At 61.4% G+C, this 19,445-nt stretch carries 17 protein-coding genes; 7 read left to right on the forward strand and 10 right to left on the reverse strand.

What is annotated here, in order from left to right; genetic code table 11:
- On the forward strand, positions 1-794 hold a 794-nt coding region (locus PMI24_RS24575), incomplete at its 5' end, for a GTP 3',8-cyclase MoaA (protein WP_007958810.1).
- 29 nt (positions 795-823) lie between these two features.
- Positions 824-1,723, forward strand: a complete 900-nt coding sequence (locus PMI24_RS24580) for a bestrophin family protein (RefSeq protein WP_007958819.1) — start codon at positions 824-826, stop codon at positions 1,721-1,723.
- Positions 1,724-1,756: 33 nt separating this feature from the next.
- Here PMI24_RS24580 and PMI24_RS24585 read toward each other — a convergent pair whose 3' ends face one another.
- From PMI24_RS24585 to PMI24_RS24595, 3 genes are all read right to left on the reverse strand, one after another.
- Positions 1,757-3,043: an ATP-binding protein gene (locus tag PMI24_RS24585; RefSeq protein WP_007958820.1), complete on the reverse strand. Its 1,287-nt coding sequence runs from the start codon at positions 3,041-3,043 to the stop codon at positions 1,757-1,759.
- Positions 3,044-3,751, reverse strand: a complete 708-nt coding sequence (locus tag PMI24_RS24590; protein ID WP_007958821.1) for a response regulator — start codon at positions 3,749-3,751, stop codon at positions 3,044-3,046.
- Between the two features lie 140 nt (positions 3,752-3,891).
- Positions 3,892-4,500, reverse strand: a complete 609-nt coding sequence (locus PMI24_RS24595) for a tRNA-(ms[2]io[6]A)-hydroxylase (RefSeq protein WP_007958822.1) — start codon at positions 4,498-4,500, stop codon at positions 3,892-3,894.
- Between the two features lie 159 nt (positions 4,501-4,659).
- Between PMI24_RS24595 and PMI24_RS24600 the strand changes: the two genes are divergently transcribed.
- Positions 4,660-5,523: a universal stress protein gene (locus tag PMI24_RS24600; RefSeq protein ID WP_007958823.1), complete on the forward strand. Its 864-nt coding sequence runs from the start codon at positions 4,660-4,662 to the stop codon at positions 5,521-5,523.
- Positions 5,524-5,568: 45 nt separating this feature from the next.
- Here PMI24_RS24600 and PMI24_RS24605 read toward each other — a convergent pair whose 3' ends face one another.
- A complete protein-coding gene (locus PMI24_RS24605; RefSeq protein ID WP_045121881.1) occupies positions 5,569-6,039 on the reverse strand; it encodes a DUF1289 domain-containing protein in 471 nt (156 codons plus the stop codon).
- Between the two features lie 469 nt (positions 6,040-6,508).
- Here PMI24_RS24605 and acnB point away from each other — a divergent pair, with 469 nt between their 5' ends.
- Positions 6,509-9,118, forward strand: coding sequence for a bifunctional aconitate hydratase 2/2-methylisocitrate dehydratase (gene acnB, locus PMI24_RS24610; RefSeq protein ID WP_045121882.1), 2,610 nt, complete (start codon positions 6,509-6,511; stop codon positions 9,116-9,118).
- A gap of 190 nt (positions 9,119-9,308) precedes the next feature.
- On the opposite strand, the gene PMI24_RS24615 is transcribed toward acnB, so the two are convergent.
- From PMI24_RS24615 to PMI24_RS24620, 3 genes are all read right to left on the reverse strand, one after another.
- A complete protein-coding gene (locus PMI24_RS24615; protein ID WP_007958826.1) occupies positions 9,309-10,589 on the reverse strand; it encodes an HAAAP family serine/threonine permease in 1,281 nt (426 codons plus the stop codon).
- Between the two features lie 255 nt (positions 10,590-10,844).
- Positions 10,845-11,015, reverse strand: coding sequence for a hypothetical protein (locus tag PMI24_RS29390; RefSeq protein WP_007958834.1), 171 nt, complete (start codon positions 11,013-11,015; stop codon positions 10,845-10,847).
- Between the two features lie 48 nt (positions 11,016-11,063).
- Positions 11,064-11,258 (reverse strand): hypothetical protein, encoded by a 195-nt coding sequence (locus PMI24_RS24620; protein ID WP_007958836.1) that lies wholly within the window; start codon positions 11,256-11,258, stop codon positions 11,064-11,066.
- A 273-nt stretch (positions 11,259-11,531) separates the two neighbouring features.
- On the opposite strand from PMI24_RS24620, the gene PMI24_RS24625 reads away from it, so the two are divergent.
- From PMI24_RS24625 to PMI24_RS24635, 3 genes are all read left to right on the forward strand, one after another.
- Positions 11,532-11,915, forward strand: coding sequence for a tautomerase family protein (locus PMI24_RS24625; RefSeq protein ID WP_007958838.1), 384 nt, complete (start codon positions 11,532-11,534; stop codon positions 11,913-11,915).
- Between the two features lie 219 nt (positions 11,916-12,134).
- Positions 12,135-12,659, forward strand: a complete 525-nt coding sequence (locus tag PMI24_RS24630; protein WP_007958840.1) for a cysteine hydrolase family protein — start codon at positions 12,135-12,137, stop codon at positions 12,657-12,659.
- A 137-nt stretch (positions 12,660-12,796) separates the two neighbouring features.
- Positions 12,797-13,765 (forward strand): 2-hydroxyacid dehydrogenase, encoded by a 969-nt coding sequence (locus PMI24_RS24635; RefSeq protein WP_007958849.1) that lies wholly within the window; start codon positions 12,797-12,799, stop codon positions 13,763-13,765.
- Here the strand turns inward: PMI24_RS24635 and tssA are convergent.
- Genes tssA through PMI24_RS24650 form a run of 3 tightly spaced genes read right to left on the reverse strand, consistent with a single transcriptional unit; the run spans position 13,762 to position 19,429 of the window.
- Positions 13,762-14,850 carry a type VI secretion system protein TssA gene (gene tssA, locus PMI24_RS24640; protein ID WP_007958851.1) on the reverse strand — a complete coding sequence of 363 codons (1,089 nt, stop codon included), beginning with the start codon at positions 14,848-14,850 and terminating at the stop codon, positions 13,762-13,764. The two genes, PMI24_RS24635 and tssA, sit on opposite strands and share 4 nt — an antisense overlap.
- Positions 14,847-18,668 carry a type VI secretion system protein gene (locus PMI24_RS24645; protein WP_007958853.1) on the reverse strand — a complete coding sequence of 1,274 codons (3,822 nt, stop codon included), beginning with the start codon at positions 18,666-18,668 and terminating at the stop codon, positions 14,847-14,849. Before PMI24_RS24645 ends, tssA begins: the two co-directional genes overlap by 4 nt.
- The gene (locus PMI24_RS24650) at positions 18,665-19,429 is read right to left on the reverse strand and encodes a DotU/TssL family secretion system protein (protein WP_007958855.1); all 765 of its coding nucleotides are present in this window, start codon (positions 19,427-19,429) and stop codon (positions 18,665-18,667) included. The genes PMI24_RS24645 and PMI24_RS24650 overlap by 4 nt, the downstream gene beginning before the upstream one ends.
- Between the last annotated feature and the right edge of the window lie 16 nt (positions 19,430-19,445).

Genomic DNA, 19,445 nt, shown 5'->3' on the forward strand with positions numbered 1-19,445 from the left:
CCGGGGGGGAGCCGTTGATTCGCCCCGGCGTCGTCGGGTTGTGCAAGCAGATCGCCGCCCTGCCCGGCCTGCGCGAACTGTGCCTGACCACCAACGGCTCGCAACTCGGCAAACTCGCCAGTCCGCTGTTCGACGCCGGGGTCAAACGCCTCAACGTCAGCCTCGACAGCCTCGATGCCGCGCGCTTCAAGCAGATGACCCGCACCGGCGACCTGGCTCAGGTGATCGACGGCATCGACGCCGCACGCGCCGCCGGATTTACCCGCACTAAACTCAACTGCGTGGTGATGCAGGGCCGCAACGATCACGAGATCAACGATCTGGTGCAGTTCGCCATCGAACGGGATCTGGATATTTCCTTCATCGAGGAAATGCCGCTGGGCATCATCAGCGAACACAGCCGCGCCGAGTCGTTCTTTTCCAGCACCCAGGTGCGCGAAAAGATCGCCGAACGCTACACCCTGATCGACTCCGCCGAATCGACCCAGGGCCCGTCGCGCTACTGGCGGCTGGCGGAAGCGCCGCACATCCGGCTGGGTTTCATCTCGCCCCACAGCCACAACTTCTGCGGCACCTGCAACCGGGTGCGACTGACCGTCGAGGGGCGTTTGCTACTGTGTCTGGGGAACGAGCATTCGGTGGATCTGAAAGCGGTGCTGCGCGCCCATCCGGGTCAACCGGAACGGCTGGAGAAAGCCATCATCGAAGCGATGAAGCTCAAGCCTTACCGGCACAACTTTGAAGTGAACGACGACGTGCAAGTGGTGCGCTTCATGAACATGACCGGCGGCTGATCCGCCACGTTTCCAAGGCAGAGAGCCGCATGATCATCCGACCCAAGGTCAATCAATTCGCCATTCTCTTTACCCTCAAAGGCTCGATTGCCAAGCGCATCGCCCTGCGCGCCCTGATGGTCACGCTGCTGGCGTCGGCCATCGTGCTGGTGGAAATGCTCCACCCGAGCAACTTCACCAAGGTCAACGCCACGCCGTTCACCTTGCTTGGTCTGTCGCTGTCGATCTTCATGAATTTTCGCAACAACGCCTGCTACGACCGCTGGTACGAAGCGCGCAAGGCCTGGGGCGAAGTGATCGTGCATGTGCGCTCGGTGATCCGCGAGACTCATGTGATCCGCGAATCGGCGCAGCGCCGTCTGTTGCTGCTCAACCTCGCAGGTTTCGCCCATGCGCTGAATGCGCGGTTGCGCCGGGAAGATGAAGCCGCCGCCAGCGCCGAATGGATCACCCCGCAGCACGATGCGCAGGTGCCGGACTACAGCGGGCGCATCCTGCAGACGGTGGGTCAGCAATGCTCCGATCTGCACGAATCAGGCGATCTCAGCGAATGGCGCTACATGCTGCTGGCCAATCACCTGACCAGCCTGACCCAGGCGCAGGCGGTGTGCGAGCGGATCAAGAACACGCCGCTGCCCTTCCCTTACACCTTGCTGCTGCACCGCACGATTTACCTGTTCTGCATCCTGCTGCCGTTCGCCATGGCCGAACCGCTGGGCTGGCTGACACCGCTGTTCACGGCGATTGTCAGCTACACGTTTTTTGGGCTGGATGCGATTGCCGATGAGCTGGAAGACCCGTTCGGCCGGGATGAAAACGACTTGCCGACCGATGCGCTGGTGCGGGGTATCGAGCGGGATATTCTCTCGGAGCTGGGGACCGAGCCGTTGCCGCCGGCGCTGAAACCGGTGGACTACGTCCTCAGTTAATCGACTGCCTCCCCCTTTGGGAAAAGGAAGTCATCAATCCAGATGCGCCCAGGTCATGCGAAACGATGCGCCGCCCCACGGTGAATCGCCGACCTCGACCTGCCCGCCATGGGATTGCGACACCCGCCGCACCAGTGCCAGGCCTAGGCCGAAGCCGCCCGTGCGGCGGTCACGGCTGGCGTCCAGGCGCGAGAACGGTTCGAAAATTTTCTCCCGTCCTTCCAGCGGCACGCCCGGCCCGTCGTCGTTGACCTGCACTTCGTATTGATCGCCGATGCGCACCAGCGACACCTCGACCCGCTGCTCGGCATAGCGAATGGCATTGCGCAGCAGATTGATCACCGCCCGCGCCATGAAGCGCGGCTCGATCCGCACTTCATCGACCCGGCAATCAACGATCAACAACTGCACCCCGGCCGCCTCGGCTTCCAGTGCCACGCTGCCGACCACGCTGTCGAGCCAGTTGGCCGCCTGGATATTTTCGCGGGTGATCACCGTCGCGCCACGTTCGAGGCTGGCGTAGGTCAGCAGTTCGGAGACCATTTCTTCCAGCTCGCCGAGGTCGGCGTACATGTCGGCGATCAGTTCGCGGTTCTGGCTGGCGTCCGGTTGCTGCTTGAGCTGATCGAGCTCGAACGACAACCGGGCAATCGGCGTGCGCAGTTCGTGGGAGACCGCGTTGGTCAGTTCGCGCTGGTTGGCGATCAGGCCTTCGATGCGCGCTGCCATCAGGTTGAAGTGGCCGGCCAGGTCGCGGATGTTCGAGCGTTTGGACAGCTGGATCCGCACCGAAAGATCGTTGTCGCCGAAGCGCTCGGCGGCCAGCCGCAGCTTTTCCAGATCGCGCCAGTGCGGGCGAACCCAGAAATACAGGACGATGCCGAGCAGCACGGCCAGCATCAGGTAGGCCCCGGCAATGTAGAACGGCATCAGGCTCGGTTCGGGCGGCAGCTTGATACTGAGCAACTGCGAACCACCGTCGATATTGCTGATGAACTGGGTGTAGTCATCGCGGATCACCAGCAGATCCTGGGCCAGTTCGGCTTTCTCCTGATCGTTGAGGTTCAGTTGGTCAGCCTCGACCAGGCTCAGCGTCAGCCCGTAGTGCGGCCGCAATGCTTCCAGTTGCGCCTCGCGCGCTGCGCCCTGCTGGTCGCGCATGTGTTCGATCAGCGACCACGCCTGTCCGCGTACCGCCTCACGGTTGTAGGCCTGCATCTGGTTGTCGAGCAACGCGTTGAAGGTGTGTTCGACGGTTTGCAGCGCCGCCACCAGCCCGACCGTCATCACCAGAAACAGCCCGAGAAATAACCGCAGCATCTACAACTCCCACGCGAACGGATTGAACAGGTAACCCTTGCCCCACACGGTCTTGATGCAGACCGGCTCGCGAGGGTTGTCCTTGAGTTTGTTGCGCAACTTGCTGATGTACACGTCGACGCTGCGGTTGAGGCCATCGAAGGCGATGCCGCGCATGCGGTTGAGAATGTCATCGCGCGACAGGATCTTGCCGGCAGCGCTGGCCAGCAGCCACAGCAGCTCGAATTCCATGGTGGTCAGCTCGATCAGCTCGCCCGCCAGACGCACTTCGCGGCAACTGCGATCAATGATCAGGTTGCCGAACTCCAGCGAACTCACTACGCCGCTTTCCGGGACTTGCCGGCGCTGCAAGGCACGCAGGCGCGCGAGCAGGACGGGCGGCTTGATCGGTTTGATCACGTAGTCGTCGGCCCCGGACTCCAGGCCCAGAATATGGTCGAGGTCGTCTTCCTTGGCCGTCAGGATGACAATCGGCGTGTCCGACACGCTGCGGATTTCCCGGCACACGTGCAGGCCGCTCTGCCCCGGCAGCATCAGGTCGAGCACCACCACCTTGGGCTTGAATTCAAGAAACGCGGCCACGGCCAGATCGCCGCGATGCACGGTGCGCACCTCGTAGCCGTGTTGTTCGAGAAAATGGGCGATCAGCGCAGCCAGCCGCTCATCGTCTTCCACCAGCAGGACTCTGCCAAAACCCAGGTTATCCATAACAACCGCCGCCAACCGCTTTGTGAAGTGGGCGACATTATGCGGGCATTCAATGGCGAGACGTTTACCGCAGGCAGCAAAAACCGGCCTCCGGGGCCGGTTTTCGTTGAAGTTTCATACTCTTAAGAGTTTTTAACAATTCATGCCGCGACGGGTACACCGCTGTGGAAACGGAATTCTTCGTCCGGCGATTCGATCAGGTCCTGCTCGGCGGCGCGGACTCTCTCGATCACCTGCGCGATGTCCTTGGCGTCACCGTATTGGTAGGCCAGTTTCAGGTAACCCTGAAAATGCCGGGCCTCGCTTTTCAGCAGGCCGAAGTAGAACTTGCCGAGTTCTTCGTCCAGATACGGCACCAGCGCTTCGAACCGCTCGCAACTGCGCGCTTCGATGAAGGCGCCGACCACCAGGGTGTCGACCAGTTTCACCGGTTCGTGACTACGCACCACTTTGCGCAGGCTCGAAGCATAACGGCCGGCGTGCAGCTGGCGCAGTTCGATCTTGCGCCGCTTCATGATGCGCATCACCTGTTCGTGGTGCACCAGTTCTTCCCGGGCCAGACGCGACATCATGTTGATCAGATCGACATGGGAATGGTACTTGGCGATCAGGCTCAACGCGGTGCTGGCGGCCTTGAACTCGCAGTTCTTGTGGTCGATCAGCAGGGTTTCCTGATCGGCCAGCGCGGCTTCAACCCAGGCGTCGGGCGTGCGGCAACCAAGGAATTCGTGGATTTCGGGAAGGATCATGGGGCTCACGGTCAAAAGGTGTTCGAGCGAAGGGCGCCGATTATACCGGCCTGCCCGCAGACCACCAGCCGCCCGCGTTGATATGCATCAAGTCGCAGACGGATGCGCAGCAACTATAGTTGTGCAACGCCGTGCCTTTTCATTGCTGGAGACTCACTCATGCAAGCCATTCGCAGCATTCTGGTGGTCATCGAACCCGAACACGCGGAAAGCCTGGCGCTCAAGCGCGCCAAGCTGATCGCCGGGGTGACCCAGGCCCATCTGCACCTGCTGGTCTGCGACAAGAAGCACGATCACGCCGGCATGCTCAGCGTGCTCAAGGCCGCACTTTTGGCGGACGGCTACAGCGTCACCACCGAGCAGGCGTGGAACGAGAGCCTGCACGAAACCATCATCGACGTGCAGCAGGCCGAAGGCTGCGGGCTGGTGATCAAGCAGCACTTCCCCGACAGCTCGCTGAAAAAGGCCCTGCTGACCCCGGCGGACTGGAAACTGCTGCGCCATTGCCCTACTCCGGTGCTGCTGGTGAAAACCGCCGGTTCGTGGAAGGACAAAGTGATTCTGGCAGCGGTCGACGTGGGCAATGCCGATGGCGAACACCGTCATCTGCACACCACGATCATCGACCATGGCTTCGACATCGCCAGCCTGGCCAAGGGGCATCTGCACGTGATTACCGCTCATCCGTCGCCGATGCTGTCAGCGGCCGACCCGACGTTCCAGCTCAAGGAAACCATCGAGGCGCGCTATCGCGAGCAATGCCGGGCGTTTCAGGCTGAATTCGATATCGATGACGCTCACCTGCACGTCGAGGAAGGTCCGGCGGATGTGCTGATTCCGTTCATGGCGCACAAGCTGCAGGCGGCGGTGACGGTGATTGGCACGGTGGCGCGCAGCGGGGTATCCGGTGCGTTGATCGGCAATACGGCCGAACAGGTGCTGGATCAACTGGAAAGCGATGTGCTGGTGCTCAAACCGCAGGAGGTTGAAGACCATCTGGTGGAGTTGGCGGTGAAACATTAAGCATTGTTGTGATCCTGTGGCGAGCGTGTTCGCCACAGGTAATGCTCAGTCGCCCAGCGCATCCTTGAGGAAACCGGGGGCGATGTAGCGCTGATAGTGCGCTTCCGACAGCAGGAAAAATTCCCGATCAATGGCATCGCGCAGTTCCGGCAGGTTCCAGTCGCGAAACTCCGGCAGCAGCACCATTCCGTAGGCTTCCAGATTAATGATCACCCGCGCGCCCCGGGCGATCAGCTGATACGCCCAGCAATATTGCGACTGATGCGGCACGAAGCGGATCTTGCGCTGTTCCAGCTGCTGACGCAGGCGCGCCGGATCGAAGACCTCGACCTTGCTGGCCATCACTTGTGACAGCAATTGCTCAAGACGCAGCCAGACCGCGCGCTTTTCTTCCTCGTTGTAACCGTTCCAGTGGATCACTTCGTGGTGGAAACGCTTGCAGCCACGGCACACCAGATCACCGTAAACGGTGGAGCAGAGGCCGACGCAGGGGGTCTTGATGGTCTGATTGGGCATAGAATGGGCAAAACACTTGAAACGCGGAACAGGTCGGCATGTTAGCCCTTTGTCCGGCATTCATCACCCCTCAAACGTCAGGGACAAGCGCTGGATCAAGGTTTGCCCCAGCCGCGCACAACGCAACCAAAGTCCAATAGAGCGCGACTTACCTTTAAATTTTTTTTGCCGTAGAATCAGCCAGCCTTTTTAGGCGCCAATGTCCGTTAGAAGCTGTTTTCAAAGCGTCACGAGCACAGTCGTTCCTTCAGAGCGGTGTTGGCGTAAGGTTTTTCCAGCGGGGAAAAGCCAAACGCCAACCCTCATCAGCTCCCCGTTCTGCAGGCGTAAAACTTTGAAAGCAGCTTCTGTAAGGAATTGCCGGTAATTCTGGCCGAACGACCCACAACGTCGTGAGGAGCATGAGTACGGCAATTTCGGGATGAGCGTCCCGGACACCCATTTGGGACCACTGATGAGGGTAATAACTGTGCTTGAAGCCTACCGCAAACATATCGAAGAGCGTGCAGCCCTGGGTATCGTTCCCCAGCCGCTTAACGCCGAACAAACTGCAGGCCTGGTCGAGCTGCTGAAGAATCCTCCGGCTGGCGAAGAAGCTTTCCTCGTTGACCTGATCACCAATCGCGTACCACCAGGAGTGGACGAAGCCGCCTACGTCAAGGCCGGTTTCCTCTCCGCACTGGCCAAGGGCGAAGTCTCCTCCCCTCTGCTGGACAAGAAGCGCGCTGTAGAACTGCTCGGCACCATGCAGGGCGGCTACAACATCGTGACCCTGGTTGAACTGCTGGACGACGCCGAGCTGGCGCCAGTGGCTGCCGAAGAACTCAAGCACACCCTGCTGATGTTCGATGCCTTCCACGACGTGGCTGAAAAAGCCAAGAACGGCAACGTTCACGCCAAGGCCGTGCTGCAATCCTGGGCTGACGGCGAGTGGTTCAAGAAGCGCCCTGTGCTGGCCGACAAGATCAGCCTGCGCGTCTTCAAGGTGACTGGCGAAACCAACACCGACGACCTGTCCCCTGCCCCAGACGCCTGGTCGCGTCCTGACATCCCGCTGCACGCCCTGGCCATGCTGAAAATGGCCCGTGACGGCATCGTTCCGGACGAGCAAGGCAAGACCGGCCCGATGAAGCAGATCGAAGAAATGCGCGGCCAGGGCTTCCCTATCGCCTACGTCGGTGACGTGGTCGGTACCGGTTCCTCGCGTAAATCGGCGACCAACTCGGTTCTGTGGTTCTTCGGCGACGACATCCCTTACGTGCCGAACAAGCGCGCTGGCGGTTTCTGCTTCGGCAGCAAAATCGCTCCGATCTTCTACAACACCATGGAAGATGCCGGCGCACTGCCAATCGAGTTCGACGTATCGAACATGAACATGGGCGACGTGATCGACCTGTACCCGCACGCAGGCAAAGTCTGCAAGCACGGTACCGACGAAGTCATCACCACCTTCGAAATGAAGACCCCGGTCCTGCTGGACGAAGTCCGCGCCGGCGGCCGTATCCCGCTGATCATCGGCCGTGGCCTGACCGAGAAGGCTCGCGCCGAACTGGGTCTGCCAGCGTTCGACCTGTTCAAGAAGCCTGAAGCACCGGCTGAAAGCACCAAGGGCTTCACCCTGGCGCAGAAAATGGTCGGCAAGGCTTGCGGTCTGGCAGAAGGCAAAGGCGTTCGTCCTGGCACCTACTGCGAACCGAAAATGACCACCGTAGGTTCTCAGGACACCACCGGTCCAATGACCCGTGACGAACTGAAAGACCTGGCGTGCCTGGGCTTCTCCGCTGATCTGGTGATGCAGTCCTTCTGCCACACCGCGGCTTATCCAAAGCCGATCGACGTGACCACCCACCACACCCTGCCTGACTTCATCATGACCCGCGGCGGTGTTTCCCTGCGTCCGGGCGACGGCATCATCCACTCGTGGCTGAACCGCATGCTGCTGCCGGACACCGTCGGTACCGGTGGTGACTCGCACACCCGTTTCCCGATGGGCATCTCGTTCCCGGCCGGTTCCGGTCTGGTCGCGTTCGCCGCTGCCACCGGCGTCATGCCGCTGGACATGCCGGAATCGATCCTGGTGCGCTTCAAAGGCAAAATGAAACCTGGCATCACCCTGCGTGACCTGGTTCATGCCATTCCTTACTTCGCCATCCAGAACGGTCTGCTGACCGTCGAGAAGAAAGGCAAGAAAAACGCCTTCTCCGGCCGCATCCTGGAAATCGAAGGCCTGGAAGGTCTGACCCTGGAACAGGCTTTCGAACTGTCCGACGCCTCGGCCGAACGTTCGGCTGCCGGTTGCACCATCAAGCTGTCGAAAGAATCGATCACCGAGTACCTGCAGTCCAACGTCACCTTGCTGCGCTGGATGATCGGCGAAGGCTACGGCGATGCGCGTACCCTGGAGCGTCGTGCTCAAGCGATGGAAGCCTGGATCGCCAACCCGCAACTGATGGAAGCCGATGCCGACGCCGAATACGCCGAAGTCATCGAAATCGATCTGGCCGACATCAGCGAGCCTGTACTGTGCGCGCCGAACGACCCGGACGACGCCCGTCTGCTGTCCAGCGTTGCTGGCGAGAAGATCGACGAAGTGTTCATCGGTTCGTGCATGACCAACATCGGTCACTTCCGCGCTGCCGGTAAGCTGCTGGATCAGGTCAAGGGTCAGCTGCCAACCCGTCTGTGGCTGTCGCCGCCGACCAAGATGGACGCTCACCAACTGACCGAAGAAGGCTACTACGGCATCTACGGCAAGGCCGGCGCCCGCATGGAAATGCCAGGCTGCTCGCTGTGCATGGGTAACCAGGCACGCGTTGAGCCGAACAGCACCGTGGTGTCGACTTCGACCCGTAACTTCCCGAACCGTCTGGGCGACGGCGCGAACGTCTACCTGGCCTCGGCTGAGCTGGCGTCCGTTGCTTCGATCCTGGGTCGCCTGCCCACCGTCGAGGAGTACATGGAATACGCTGGCAAGATCGACAGCATGGCGGCCGACGTTTACCGCTACCTGTCCTTCGACCAGATTGCCGAGTTCCGTGAAGCTGCTGCGAACGCCAAGATCCCTGTCGTTCAAGCCTAACGCTGCAACGCAATGAAGAACGCCGCCCATCGCGAGATGTGCGGCGTTTTTTTATGCCTGCTGAACGGCTGGCGCTGATCGTTCGCGTGGGAACGATCAATTACAAACCATAGAGGCACAAAAAAGGCCGACCTGCGAGGCAGATCGGCCTTTCTTTTTCACAAGATCAAACGGGATCTTGTGTTGAACCTCAAGCAGTCAGCGAATAGATCAACGCCGAAATCGCCACCAGACCCACCGCGGTGACAAACACGTTCGACATCTGCCCACGATAACGGGCCATCGCCGGCACTTTACGGATCGCGTACATCGGCATCAGGAACAGGATCGCCGCGATGACCGGGCCACCGATGGTTTCGATCATGCCGAGGATGCTCGGGTTCAGGGTCGCCACGATCCAGCACACCACCAGCATGAAGGCCGCCACGATACGGTCCAGGGCCTTGGCGCCCGGACGCTTGCCGCTTTTGACGATCAAGCCTTTCAAGCCTTCGCTGGCACCGATGTAGTGGCCGAGGAACGACTTGGAGATGGCCACGAACGCAATCAGCGGCGCCGCGAACGCGATGGTCGGGTTGCTGAAGTGGTTGGCCAGGTACGACAGGATCGACAGGTTCTGCGCCTTGGCTTCCGCCAGTTGCTCCGGCGACAGGGTCAGTACGCAGCTGAACACGAAGAACAGCACCATCACCACCATCAGCAGGTGGGCGCGGGACAGGATCTGCGAGCTACGCTCGTCGGCGTGGACGCCGTAACGACGCTTCTGGTCCACCGCAAACGCCGAGATGATCGGCGAGTGGTTGAACGAGAACACCATCACCGGAATCGCCAGCCACAACGTGTGCAGCAGCGCCGACGGTGCCGGCACTTGCGAAGCGGTGGTCAGGATGCCGCCGTTCCAGTGCGGAACCAGGTACACCGCCAGGAACAGCAGCGCGACGATGAACGGATACACCATCAGGCTCATGGCCTTGACGATCACTTGCTCGCCGCAGCGCACCACGGCCAGCAGGCCGAGGATCAGCACGAACGACAGCAGCGCGCGCGGTGGCGGCATGATGTGCAGTTGGTGTTCGAGGAAACTGGCGACCGTGTTGGTCAGGCCGACGCTGTAGATCAGCAGGATCGGGAAGATCGCGAAGAAGTACAGCAGAGTGATCAGCGCGCCGGCCTTGATGCCGAAATGCTGTTCCACCACGTCAGTGATGTCGGCGCCTTCGCGACCGGAGAGCACGAAGCGGGTCAGGCCGCGGTGTGCGTAGAACGTCATCGGGAAGGCCAGCAGCGCGAGGATCACCAGCGGCCAGAAGCCACCCAGACCTGCGTTGATCGGCAAAAACAGGGTACCGGCGCCGATGGCCGTCCCAAACAGTCCCAACATCCAGGTAGTGTCATGGCGATTCCAGCTCGACAGTTCGGCTGGTGCTGCCGCTTCAAAGCGTTGTTCGACGCTATTGGCCTGATCATTCATCCGGTCGGATCTCCGCATTCCGGTCACTTGCCACTCGGTCAGGACGCGTCGGAAAAAACCGACAGACATGCTCCGGCCGAAACAGGGGCGCGATTCTCCGCGATAAATGAGCAGAAGCAAAGACTTAGCTGAGGAATGGTTGTACGGAGCAGATCGGAGGATTGTCGTTTTCAGGAAAAAGCCTGTCGGCGCCAGATACGCTACATGTCGTTTTATGACATGCACCGGCGCCGAATGAGCCATGGGAAAGCCCGATCAGATCGATCGGGCCAATATGAAGCCGAGGAACATGCAAAAGATGCCCAGACCCATCAACCCCCAGATCGGGCGCATTTCTTTCCTGTCTTTGATACGTATTTTTTCGGCCCACTCATCGTGTTCACGTTCCAGTTGTTCCATTCTGGCTTTGGCGTCATAGGTGCTCATGTTGATTTCCTTTTGGGTCATGTGTCTGAAGATTGCGAAAACGAACGCTCAAAACTTGAAAAAGACGCCTGCCAATGCCGCGCTTGCCGTCAACACGCCGGCCACCACCGCAACTGGATAAAAATACGTCTCCCACTTCAGCTTCTTCTGTTCCGCCATAAGCTTCTGCCGCTCAGCTATCAGTTTTCGCGTTTCGTTATGCAGCCTGTCGAGTTCCAGGTTTTCGCGGTTGTTCTGAAGCATTGGCCTTCCTTGGCTGATGGCAATTTCCGTCCGGATTACTGCTTCGTCATGAAGAACGCATCCCGTCCTGCTCTCTATAATTCCGCGCTTCTCACCCCGCCGTATAGCGGATGAATCCGGCAGCACTCGTAGGCAACATCCGTAAATCCCGCAGGACGGTGCGTCCATTTCCTAACGTTTTTAAACAACCTCACCGTCTGGCATTTTTCGGCTATACCCAATGGCGAATTGACTGACATCCCCGTCCAGTCCCCTCGCCTGTGGAGCCATCCCATGCCCCTCGTCCGCGTCGACATCAAGAAAAACCCGGACCCGACGTTCGCCAAACGCATTGGCGAAGTGATCTACGCCGCCCTGCGCAGCGAGATCAATGTGCCGGAACACGACAATTTCCAGGTGCTGGCCGAGCACGACGACCAGCACTTCGTCTATGACCCGCAATACCTGGGGATCCAGCGCAGCGACGGCATCGTGTTCATCCAGCTGACCATCAGCGAAGGCCGCACCGTGGAGATGAAACAACGGCTGTTCCAGACCATCGCGCGCAACCTGAACCAGCAACTGGCCGTGCGTCAGGAAGACGTGTTCATCAATCTGGTGGAAGTGAAAAAAGAGAACTGGTCATTCGGCAACGGCATCGCCCAGTACGTGACCTGATTCGATGATTGACAGGTCGCGGGCGCCACCAGCATGATCGGCCCCATGAACCTTTGCCCGCTGCACCTCACCCGTACCACCACGACCGCCACCGGCGGGTCGTGGTGTTTGTGCGTGAGGTAAAACCAGCGCAGCAAACCCAAGGCCCCGCCAGCAATGGACGGGGCCTTGTTGTTTCTCCCGTCCGTGCGGCACTTTTGGTACTCAAGGAGAAACACCATGTCCGCAGCACTGTTGATCATCGATATGCAGGTCGGCCTGTTCCAGGGTCAGGAAAAGCCCCACGACGGCGAACGCATACTCGCCAACATTCAGCACTTGATCGCCCGGGCACGCCAGCGACAAGTGCCGATCCTTGCCGTCCGTCACACCGGCCCACAAGGGTCACCAATTGCCGCCGGCAGTGCGTTCTGGCAACTGTTGCCAGAGCTTGAGCTGGACGCCGCAAACGCCACCCTCTTCGAAAAATCCCGCCCCAATGCCTTTCACGGCACAGAACTGGCTCACCAGCTCAACGCCATGAAAGTCGAAGACCTGTACATCGTCGGCATGAAAACCCAGTTCTGCATCGACAGCACTTGCCGCGCCGCCGCCGACCTGGGATTCAAGCCGCTGCTGGTGGCCGATGCCCATACTTGCATGGACACCCCTGCGCTGTCGGCACAGGCAATCATCGAACACCACAACGCAACCCTCGACGCGGCGTTCGTACGGTTGATCAACACTGCCGACGTCACCTTCTGACGAAGCACCCGCGCGCTCCCCGCATCAGCTCCTACACTGCCTGATGCGGGGCCGTGCCAGCCATTGCCAAACCGCTCTGGAATCAGCACTCTGAACCGACTTTTGCGCCCAAGACAGACGATCACAGGAGCCGAGCAATGCCCGCCACCGTTCTGGTACTGGTTGAAACCATCAATGACTATTTGCCGATCCTCGAACGTCAGGGTTTTCACCTGATTCTCGCGCCGACCCCTGCCGAGCGCGCGCAAGCCATCGCCACCCATGGGGCAAGGATCGACGCGGTGCTGACCCGTGGCCCGCTGGGTTTATATGCTGAAGAAATCGCGGCCTTGCCCGCGCTGAAAATCATCTGCGTGATCGGCGCCGGTTACGAGCAGGTCGACCTGCAAGCCGCCAGCGACCGGGGGCTGACCGTGACCAACGGCGCCGGTGTCAACGCTTCGTCGGTGGCCGACCACGCCATGGCGATGCTGCTGGCGCTGGTGCGTGACATTCCGCGCTGCGATGCCGCCGTGCGTCGGGGCGAGTGGCCGAAAATCATGCGCCCGTCGCTGGCCGGCAAGCGCCTGGGGATTCTCGGGCTGGGTGCGGTGGGGATGGCAATTGCCAAACGCGCAGGCCTGGGCTTTGACATGGAGATCAGTTACCACAACCGTCAGGTGCGCAGTGACGTGCCTTACGCGTTCTGCTCGACCCCGACCGAACTGGCCCGGGCCTCGGACTTTTTGGTGGTCGCCACGCCCGGCGGCATCGGCAGCCAGCATCTGGTGACCCGCCCGGTGCTCGATGCCCTGGGGCCCAACGGTTTTATCGTCAACATTGCCCGTGCCAGCGTGATCGCCACTGCCGACCTGATCAGCGCACTGGAGCAACGTCGAATCGCCGGGGCGGCGCTGGATGTGTTCGATCACGAGCCGCAAGTGCCCGATGCGCTGAAAGGCCTGAGCAATGTGCTTCTCACCCCGCACGTCGCCGGACTGTCACCGGAAGCCACCCAAGGCACTGTGGAACTGGTGGGCAAAAATCTGGTGGCGTTCTTCTCCGGACAACCGGTACTGACGCCGTTGCAGTTGCCGCCGAAACTGAACAATCAGCGCGTGCACTAAAGCACGCCGAGCAAGGTCCACAGGCGCCGGGATTCGGCGTCTGCCGAAATCAGCTCGCCAAGCAGCTCGCTCAATGGTTTGTTGCCCCACTCCACCCCGCGTCGGATCAGATACGGCACCGGGCTGTGGGGCTCGGTGCGGGCCAGGTACTCGGCGATCAGCAGCAATTGCCGATAAGCCTCTTCGCGGCTGGCCGGTTCGCGCGGCACTGGCGCGGCTTCGGGCGTGGCCGTGACAGACGCTTCAACCGGTGAGACCGCGACCGGCGCAGGCGGCGGTGCCGACAGTGGTTGCTGTGGGTGCATGGCGATGAACTCCTGAACCAGTGTCAACAACGCTTGAAGGGTGTCCTGCAACGGTCCGAGCCCCGGCCCCTGATCTCCCAGATACGCATCGCACCAGGCATCCAGACGCTGCAGGTGTTGCAGGCTCAGCAGCAGATTGCCTTGATGACGCAGCCAGAATGCCATGGGCGTGGCCCGCACCTGTTCGATGAGTTTCTTGTGTTCGCTGCGGGCGGTTTCGGCCGACGCTTTTGCGCCTTTGGAGTCGTTGGCCTGCACCTGCTGCACCTGAATCCGCCGCCAGGTTTCGAGGGTGTAACCCTCAAAATCGCTGTTGTTGGCGCCAAACAAAGGCACCCGGGTCAGCAGCACTTCGCTGTAGCGACGCACCAGCCATTCCAGCGGAATCGCCCGCCACGACTGGTCGCCGTCGTCGGCCTGCGGGTGCAACTGTTCGGGATAGCGCTCACACAGACCGGCGATCAGCGCCAGACTGCCCGGCAGCCCATCGAGTGCCTGCAAATGCAGCCAGGCCTCGCCCAGCCAGGCGCTGAGCATCAAGTCCTTGCTGCGCTCGAGCAATAACGTGGTGGTCAGCCGCTCGACTTCCGGCCAGTTGGCCCGTTTCAGGGTCGACTGCCAGACACCCGTGGGCAAACTCGCGTCGTCCTCGCGGCGCAGATCGCGCAACTGGTCGTACTCACGCTCATAGCGCAGATCCGCACCACAGGGCGCGTCGTCGCTGATGGGCGCGAGCAACTGATCGATCAGGTCCGGCAGCGGGGTCGATGGCAGGCTCACAAATCCTCCTTCTGCGTTTCGAGGGCGGCGGTGGTGCCGGTCACCTGGAACGGTGAACGCGGCGCGCGGGTCGGCAACGGTGGAATCGACAACGGTAGTTTCGAGCCCTGGCTCATCAGCGACACGCGCACGAACATCCGGGTGAATTCGCTGGTGACGCTGTCGTTCTGCGCGGTAACCGGCAGGCGCAGGCTCAGCGGAAAATCGGTGTAATCCATACTCGGCTGGCGCTGCACTGAGAAGTGCGCGCGCATCAGGCGCAGCAGCGACCACGGCCCGCCATACTCCCAACCGGCCTCCAGATCGCGCACCACCAGGTTCGGTTGCAGCGGATCGTTGACCGGGCGCTCCTTGCCGTTGCGCGCCCAGCGCAGGGTCAGGCGGATCGGCTGGCCAGGCATCCAGCGCAGGTTCGGCTGATCGGCAGCGGGATAGCTGATCTGCTGATTGCCAGCCAGCAAGCCCCATGCAATCACTTGATCGGCGCCCTTCTCTTCTTCACGGTCGGTGCGCCAGCGCACGTCCAGCTCGACGCCGAGAATGCCGCTCTTGTCGCGCACGAACAGCGGCGTCAGCCAGACGCTGGCCTGCTTCACCCGGTTGAGAAAATCTTCTGCCGCCAGCCGCTCCGGGGTCTGGCTCAGGACCAGTCCGGCCTGGGCCACCGGCAAGCGCTTATCGATGATTTCCAGAAAGTGCTGGACCCGCGCCGGGTCGGCATCCTGGGCCTGCACGCCGTTGGCAAACGGAAAGCGGTCGGCCAGGTATTGATTGAAGTAGGTGGCCAGCTCGTTCCACGCGGCGGCCGCCTGTTGCTGTTGCAGAAACTGGCAGCGTTGCAGGGCCGACTGTTGCAATTCCACCGCCCGCATCGCCAGGGTGCCGCGCCCGCCGGTCAGATTGGCGGTCTGCAACACCTGCACGCAGGAACCGGTGTCCATTTCAATGAAATCGCGGCTGACCAGTTGCTCGATCTGCGCCGGCGAACTGGCGGGGTTGGAATCCTTGTACTTGAGCAATTCGTCATTGAGCGCGCTGAACTGGGTCACGCGCTCGTAATCCAGCGCCGACAGATTGCCCTGCTGGGTCTTCAGCCATTCCAGCGCCGGTGCGCGACGCTCGGTGATGCCGAGCATGGTGTTGAATTGCTGCTTGAGGCTCAGCTTCAGATCCTGCACGTCGCTCGCGCCATAGAGTTGCAGGCCGAGGTTTTTCGAGCCGTCCCACTGGCTGATCTCCGTGCGGCCACCGAACAGCGGCTGCGCGGTGATTTCATCCAGCCCACCAACGATCTGCGCCATCGCCCGGCGGTTCAGCGCCCCTTGCAGACGCGCCGCCAGATCACTGCGATGGACCTCGACAAAGGCCTTTTGCAGGTTCATCGCCTGCACGGCCTGCACGTTGAACACCGCGTAAGGATGAGTCTGGTCATCGTGATCCTTGAGACTCAACCACATCGCTTGCGCGGCGGCAGTTTCGGCCGCTTGCAGCAATGCTTCGCGGTAGGCCGGCGGAATGCGCGGCAACTCTTCGGCGACGTAGCTCTTGTAGCTGGCGAAATAATTCAGCGACTCGTTGAGGTCATCGCCATCGACGGTCTGGCCTTGCCGGTTGACGCTGTCCTGACTGGCGCGCAGGGCAATCGAAACGAAGTCGCGCTTGAACAGCGCCTGCACCGCGTTGTTGAGCTTGACCACCTGATCCTGCAGCGCCAGTTGCCCGCTGCCCTGCTGCACCAGCAGATTGCCGCGCGAACCCACCTGAGCGATCCATTGATCGCGAAAACTCTGCTGCAACTTACCGGCCTGCGCATCGAGCTGCTGTTCGACGGCCGGGCCGAGCAATGAACTCTTGCGCACCTTGTCGAGAAACTCGCGATAACCCGGCACCAGCTCCTGGCCCTTGCCGCGACTCCAGGTCGAGTTGGTCAGGGCGATCGCCGCTTGCAGGTCGTCGATCAGCGCGCGCAGGTCTTCCAGTTCGGTAAGGCTGTTGCCACTCCCGGCTTCAAGCTGTTCCAGATGCAATTTCAGGTAACCGGCCTTGCTGACGAAGTTGTCGGCCAGAAAATACTGATCGAGCCAGCGCTCCATCAGCCCGGTGAAATTGCTGACGATCAGCGGCCGTTCAACGCTCAGATCCAACGCCTGCAAGTCGCCGCCATCATTGGCCGCGAGCAGTCGGTTGTAGTAGGCGGCGTGGGGCAAAGTGCCGGCGTTGAGGTTGAGTGACAGCGCGCTGTTGCTCAGCTGCGCCAGGTCTTCCAGCGGCACCCGCTGATTGTTCTGTACCTGGGCGAACAACTGATTCTGTTGTTCCAGACGCAAGGCCCGCTCGACCAGATCCGTGGCCTTCTGATAATTCTGCCACTGCGCCGGGTCTTCACTTTCGACGCTGGTGCGCCGGTCGGTGGCGCGGATCGCCTTGATTTTCACCAGTTCCGCGACCAGCAGATCGTGTAGCGGTTGCAACATGTGGCGCTGGGTCGACCTGAACACTTCCTGTTCGAGTCGCCCGTCCAGCGAAGAAAACCACGACGTCGGAAAGGCCAGCGAAACGTAGTGCCAGTGCGGTGCCCGTTCCAGCACCCGCCAGAAGTTCTGCACGTTGCGCCGGGTCGGCTCGACCCGATGCTCGTCGTCGGTGACCGCCACGTAATTCTTCTGTGCGCCTTGCAGCAGCCGCGCCAGTTCATGGGCGTCCTTGACCGATGCGTGCCAGACCCAGAGCATCGCCACCGCCCACACCACCCCGACCACTAGCGCCACCCCGGCGGTCACTCGCTGCCAGCGCTGGCGCAAGCGCAACAGGCGCGGCACGCCCTGGGCCAGTCCGCGTTCGCCGACTATTCGCTGGCGCCACAACTGACGCACAAACGCACTTTGCTGCAGGCCGCTGTCATCGGCAGAAAAACCGTCCAGCGCATCGTCGGCCGGCTGATTGGCCGTCAGGTAAACCCCACGAAAACACGGTGCTTCGCCCTGAGCGTTGCCTTGAAACACCGGCTCCAGCACGTTCTGCAAACCACGGCGCAGGGTTTCCAGACGTTCTGGCAAGGCGTACAGATCCGCACTCAAATGCCCGGACAGGGTGCCGATTTCGATCACCGCTTCCGCCACCGCGCGGTGCAACCGATCAAGCGCCTGATCGCTCCATTGCCCCTGCCACACCGCATCGCGGGCATAGGGCGACGACCAGCCCAAGGTGCGATCGCGGGCCTCGTCCGGCAGGGCGCTGATCAGCTCCTGAAACCCGGGCAGTTCTTCCAGCCCGGTGATGACCACGTACACCGGCAGGCTCAGACCAAAGCGCTGCAACAGATCGATGAAACGCCGACGCGCCGCCAGTCCCAGTTGCGTGGCCTGTTCCAGATTGCTCAGCCGACTGACCGGTACCGTCCAGATCACCCCGTCCAGCGGCCGCTTGCTGCGCAGGCGCAGGATCAACCCGAGCAAGCGCCACCAGCCGCCGCGTTGCAGGTGCATGCCGTCTTCCGGTAGAAACAGCGCCTGCGGCACCACCAGCACCGCGCCTTCGGAGTCCGACCACCAGCGACCGAACCACGCCGGTTTGTCGGTGGGTTGCAGGCGCCACTGAGTGGCAAGTTGCGCGCCCTGGGTTTCATCGCCAAGCATCAACAGCCAAGGCATCTGATACCGGTCGTGGGCGCCCTGCTCCTGTTCCATGTGCCGCACGGCAGCGTAGAAACTGCGAATCGCCGCGCCGCTCTGGGTGCGCAGCCACCACACCGCCACCGCGATGATCACCAGCAGCAGGAGGATGGCGACCACCCAGGCCACGATCGTCAGGGTACTCATGAGTCTTGCTCCGGCGCCGTCAGCGTGTCGGGCGCCTGCAACACCGGCTCCAGTTCCTGACGGATGTCGCGCCACAGAAACTGCCCGAGCCCTGTCAGCAACAGAATCATCGCCAGAATGCCCAGCGCCAAACGAAAGCCGTCGGGCAACGCCGTGCGCACCGGCAACTGCAAGGGTGTCGCCAGCGAAGGCTGTACCAGTCGCTGACTGACAGCGGCGTAATCGGCCTCGTCCTGCCAGGCAAACGTGAACAGGGCCCGCCGCCATTTTTCCCGTTGCACCTGACCCTGCTCACCGCGCAGGCGTCCGTGGAAACCGAGGATCAGGCACTGCAAATACACGTTGGCCAGATCGCGGGTGGTGGGCTGCTGTTCATCGAGCAGGGTCTGGATCGCCGCTGGCACTTGCTCGCCAGCCTGACGGCTGGAATACAGTCGCGACTCCAGAGGTTTTTCCTGCCACGCGCTCTGGCCCGGCCACGGGCTGAACAGCAGGGTCTCATCGACCAGCGCGACAAACGCGTACACCAGCGCCTTGACCTGCTCGGTCGCCGAATCGCCCACCCGGGCAAACGCGGTACGCCACAGCCGTTGCGAAGCCCGGGTGGAGAGTTCGACCACGGTCTCGACCAGCGCCGCTTCGTCCTCGCTGTCCTTGGGCAACTGGCTCCAGTCCTGCGACCACTGCTGCCACGTCTGGCGGAACGCACTGCTCAGCGGAGCGTCCTGCAACCCGAGGCTTGCGGCACTTCCTTGCGACATACGACGTTCCTTGTGT

Source organism: Pseudomonas sp. GM25 (assembly GCF_000282255.1).
Taxonomy (GTDB): Bacteria; Pseudomonadota; Gammaproteobacteria; order Pseudomonadales; family Pseudomonadaceae; genus Aquipseudomonas; species Aquipseudomonas aphyarum.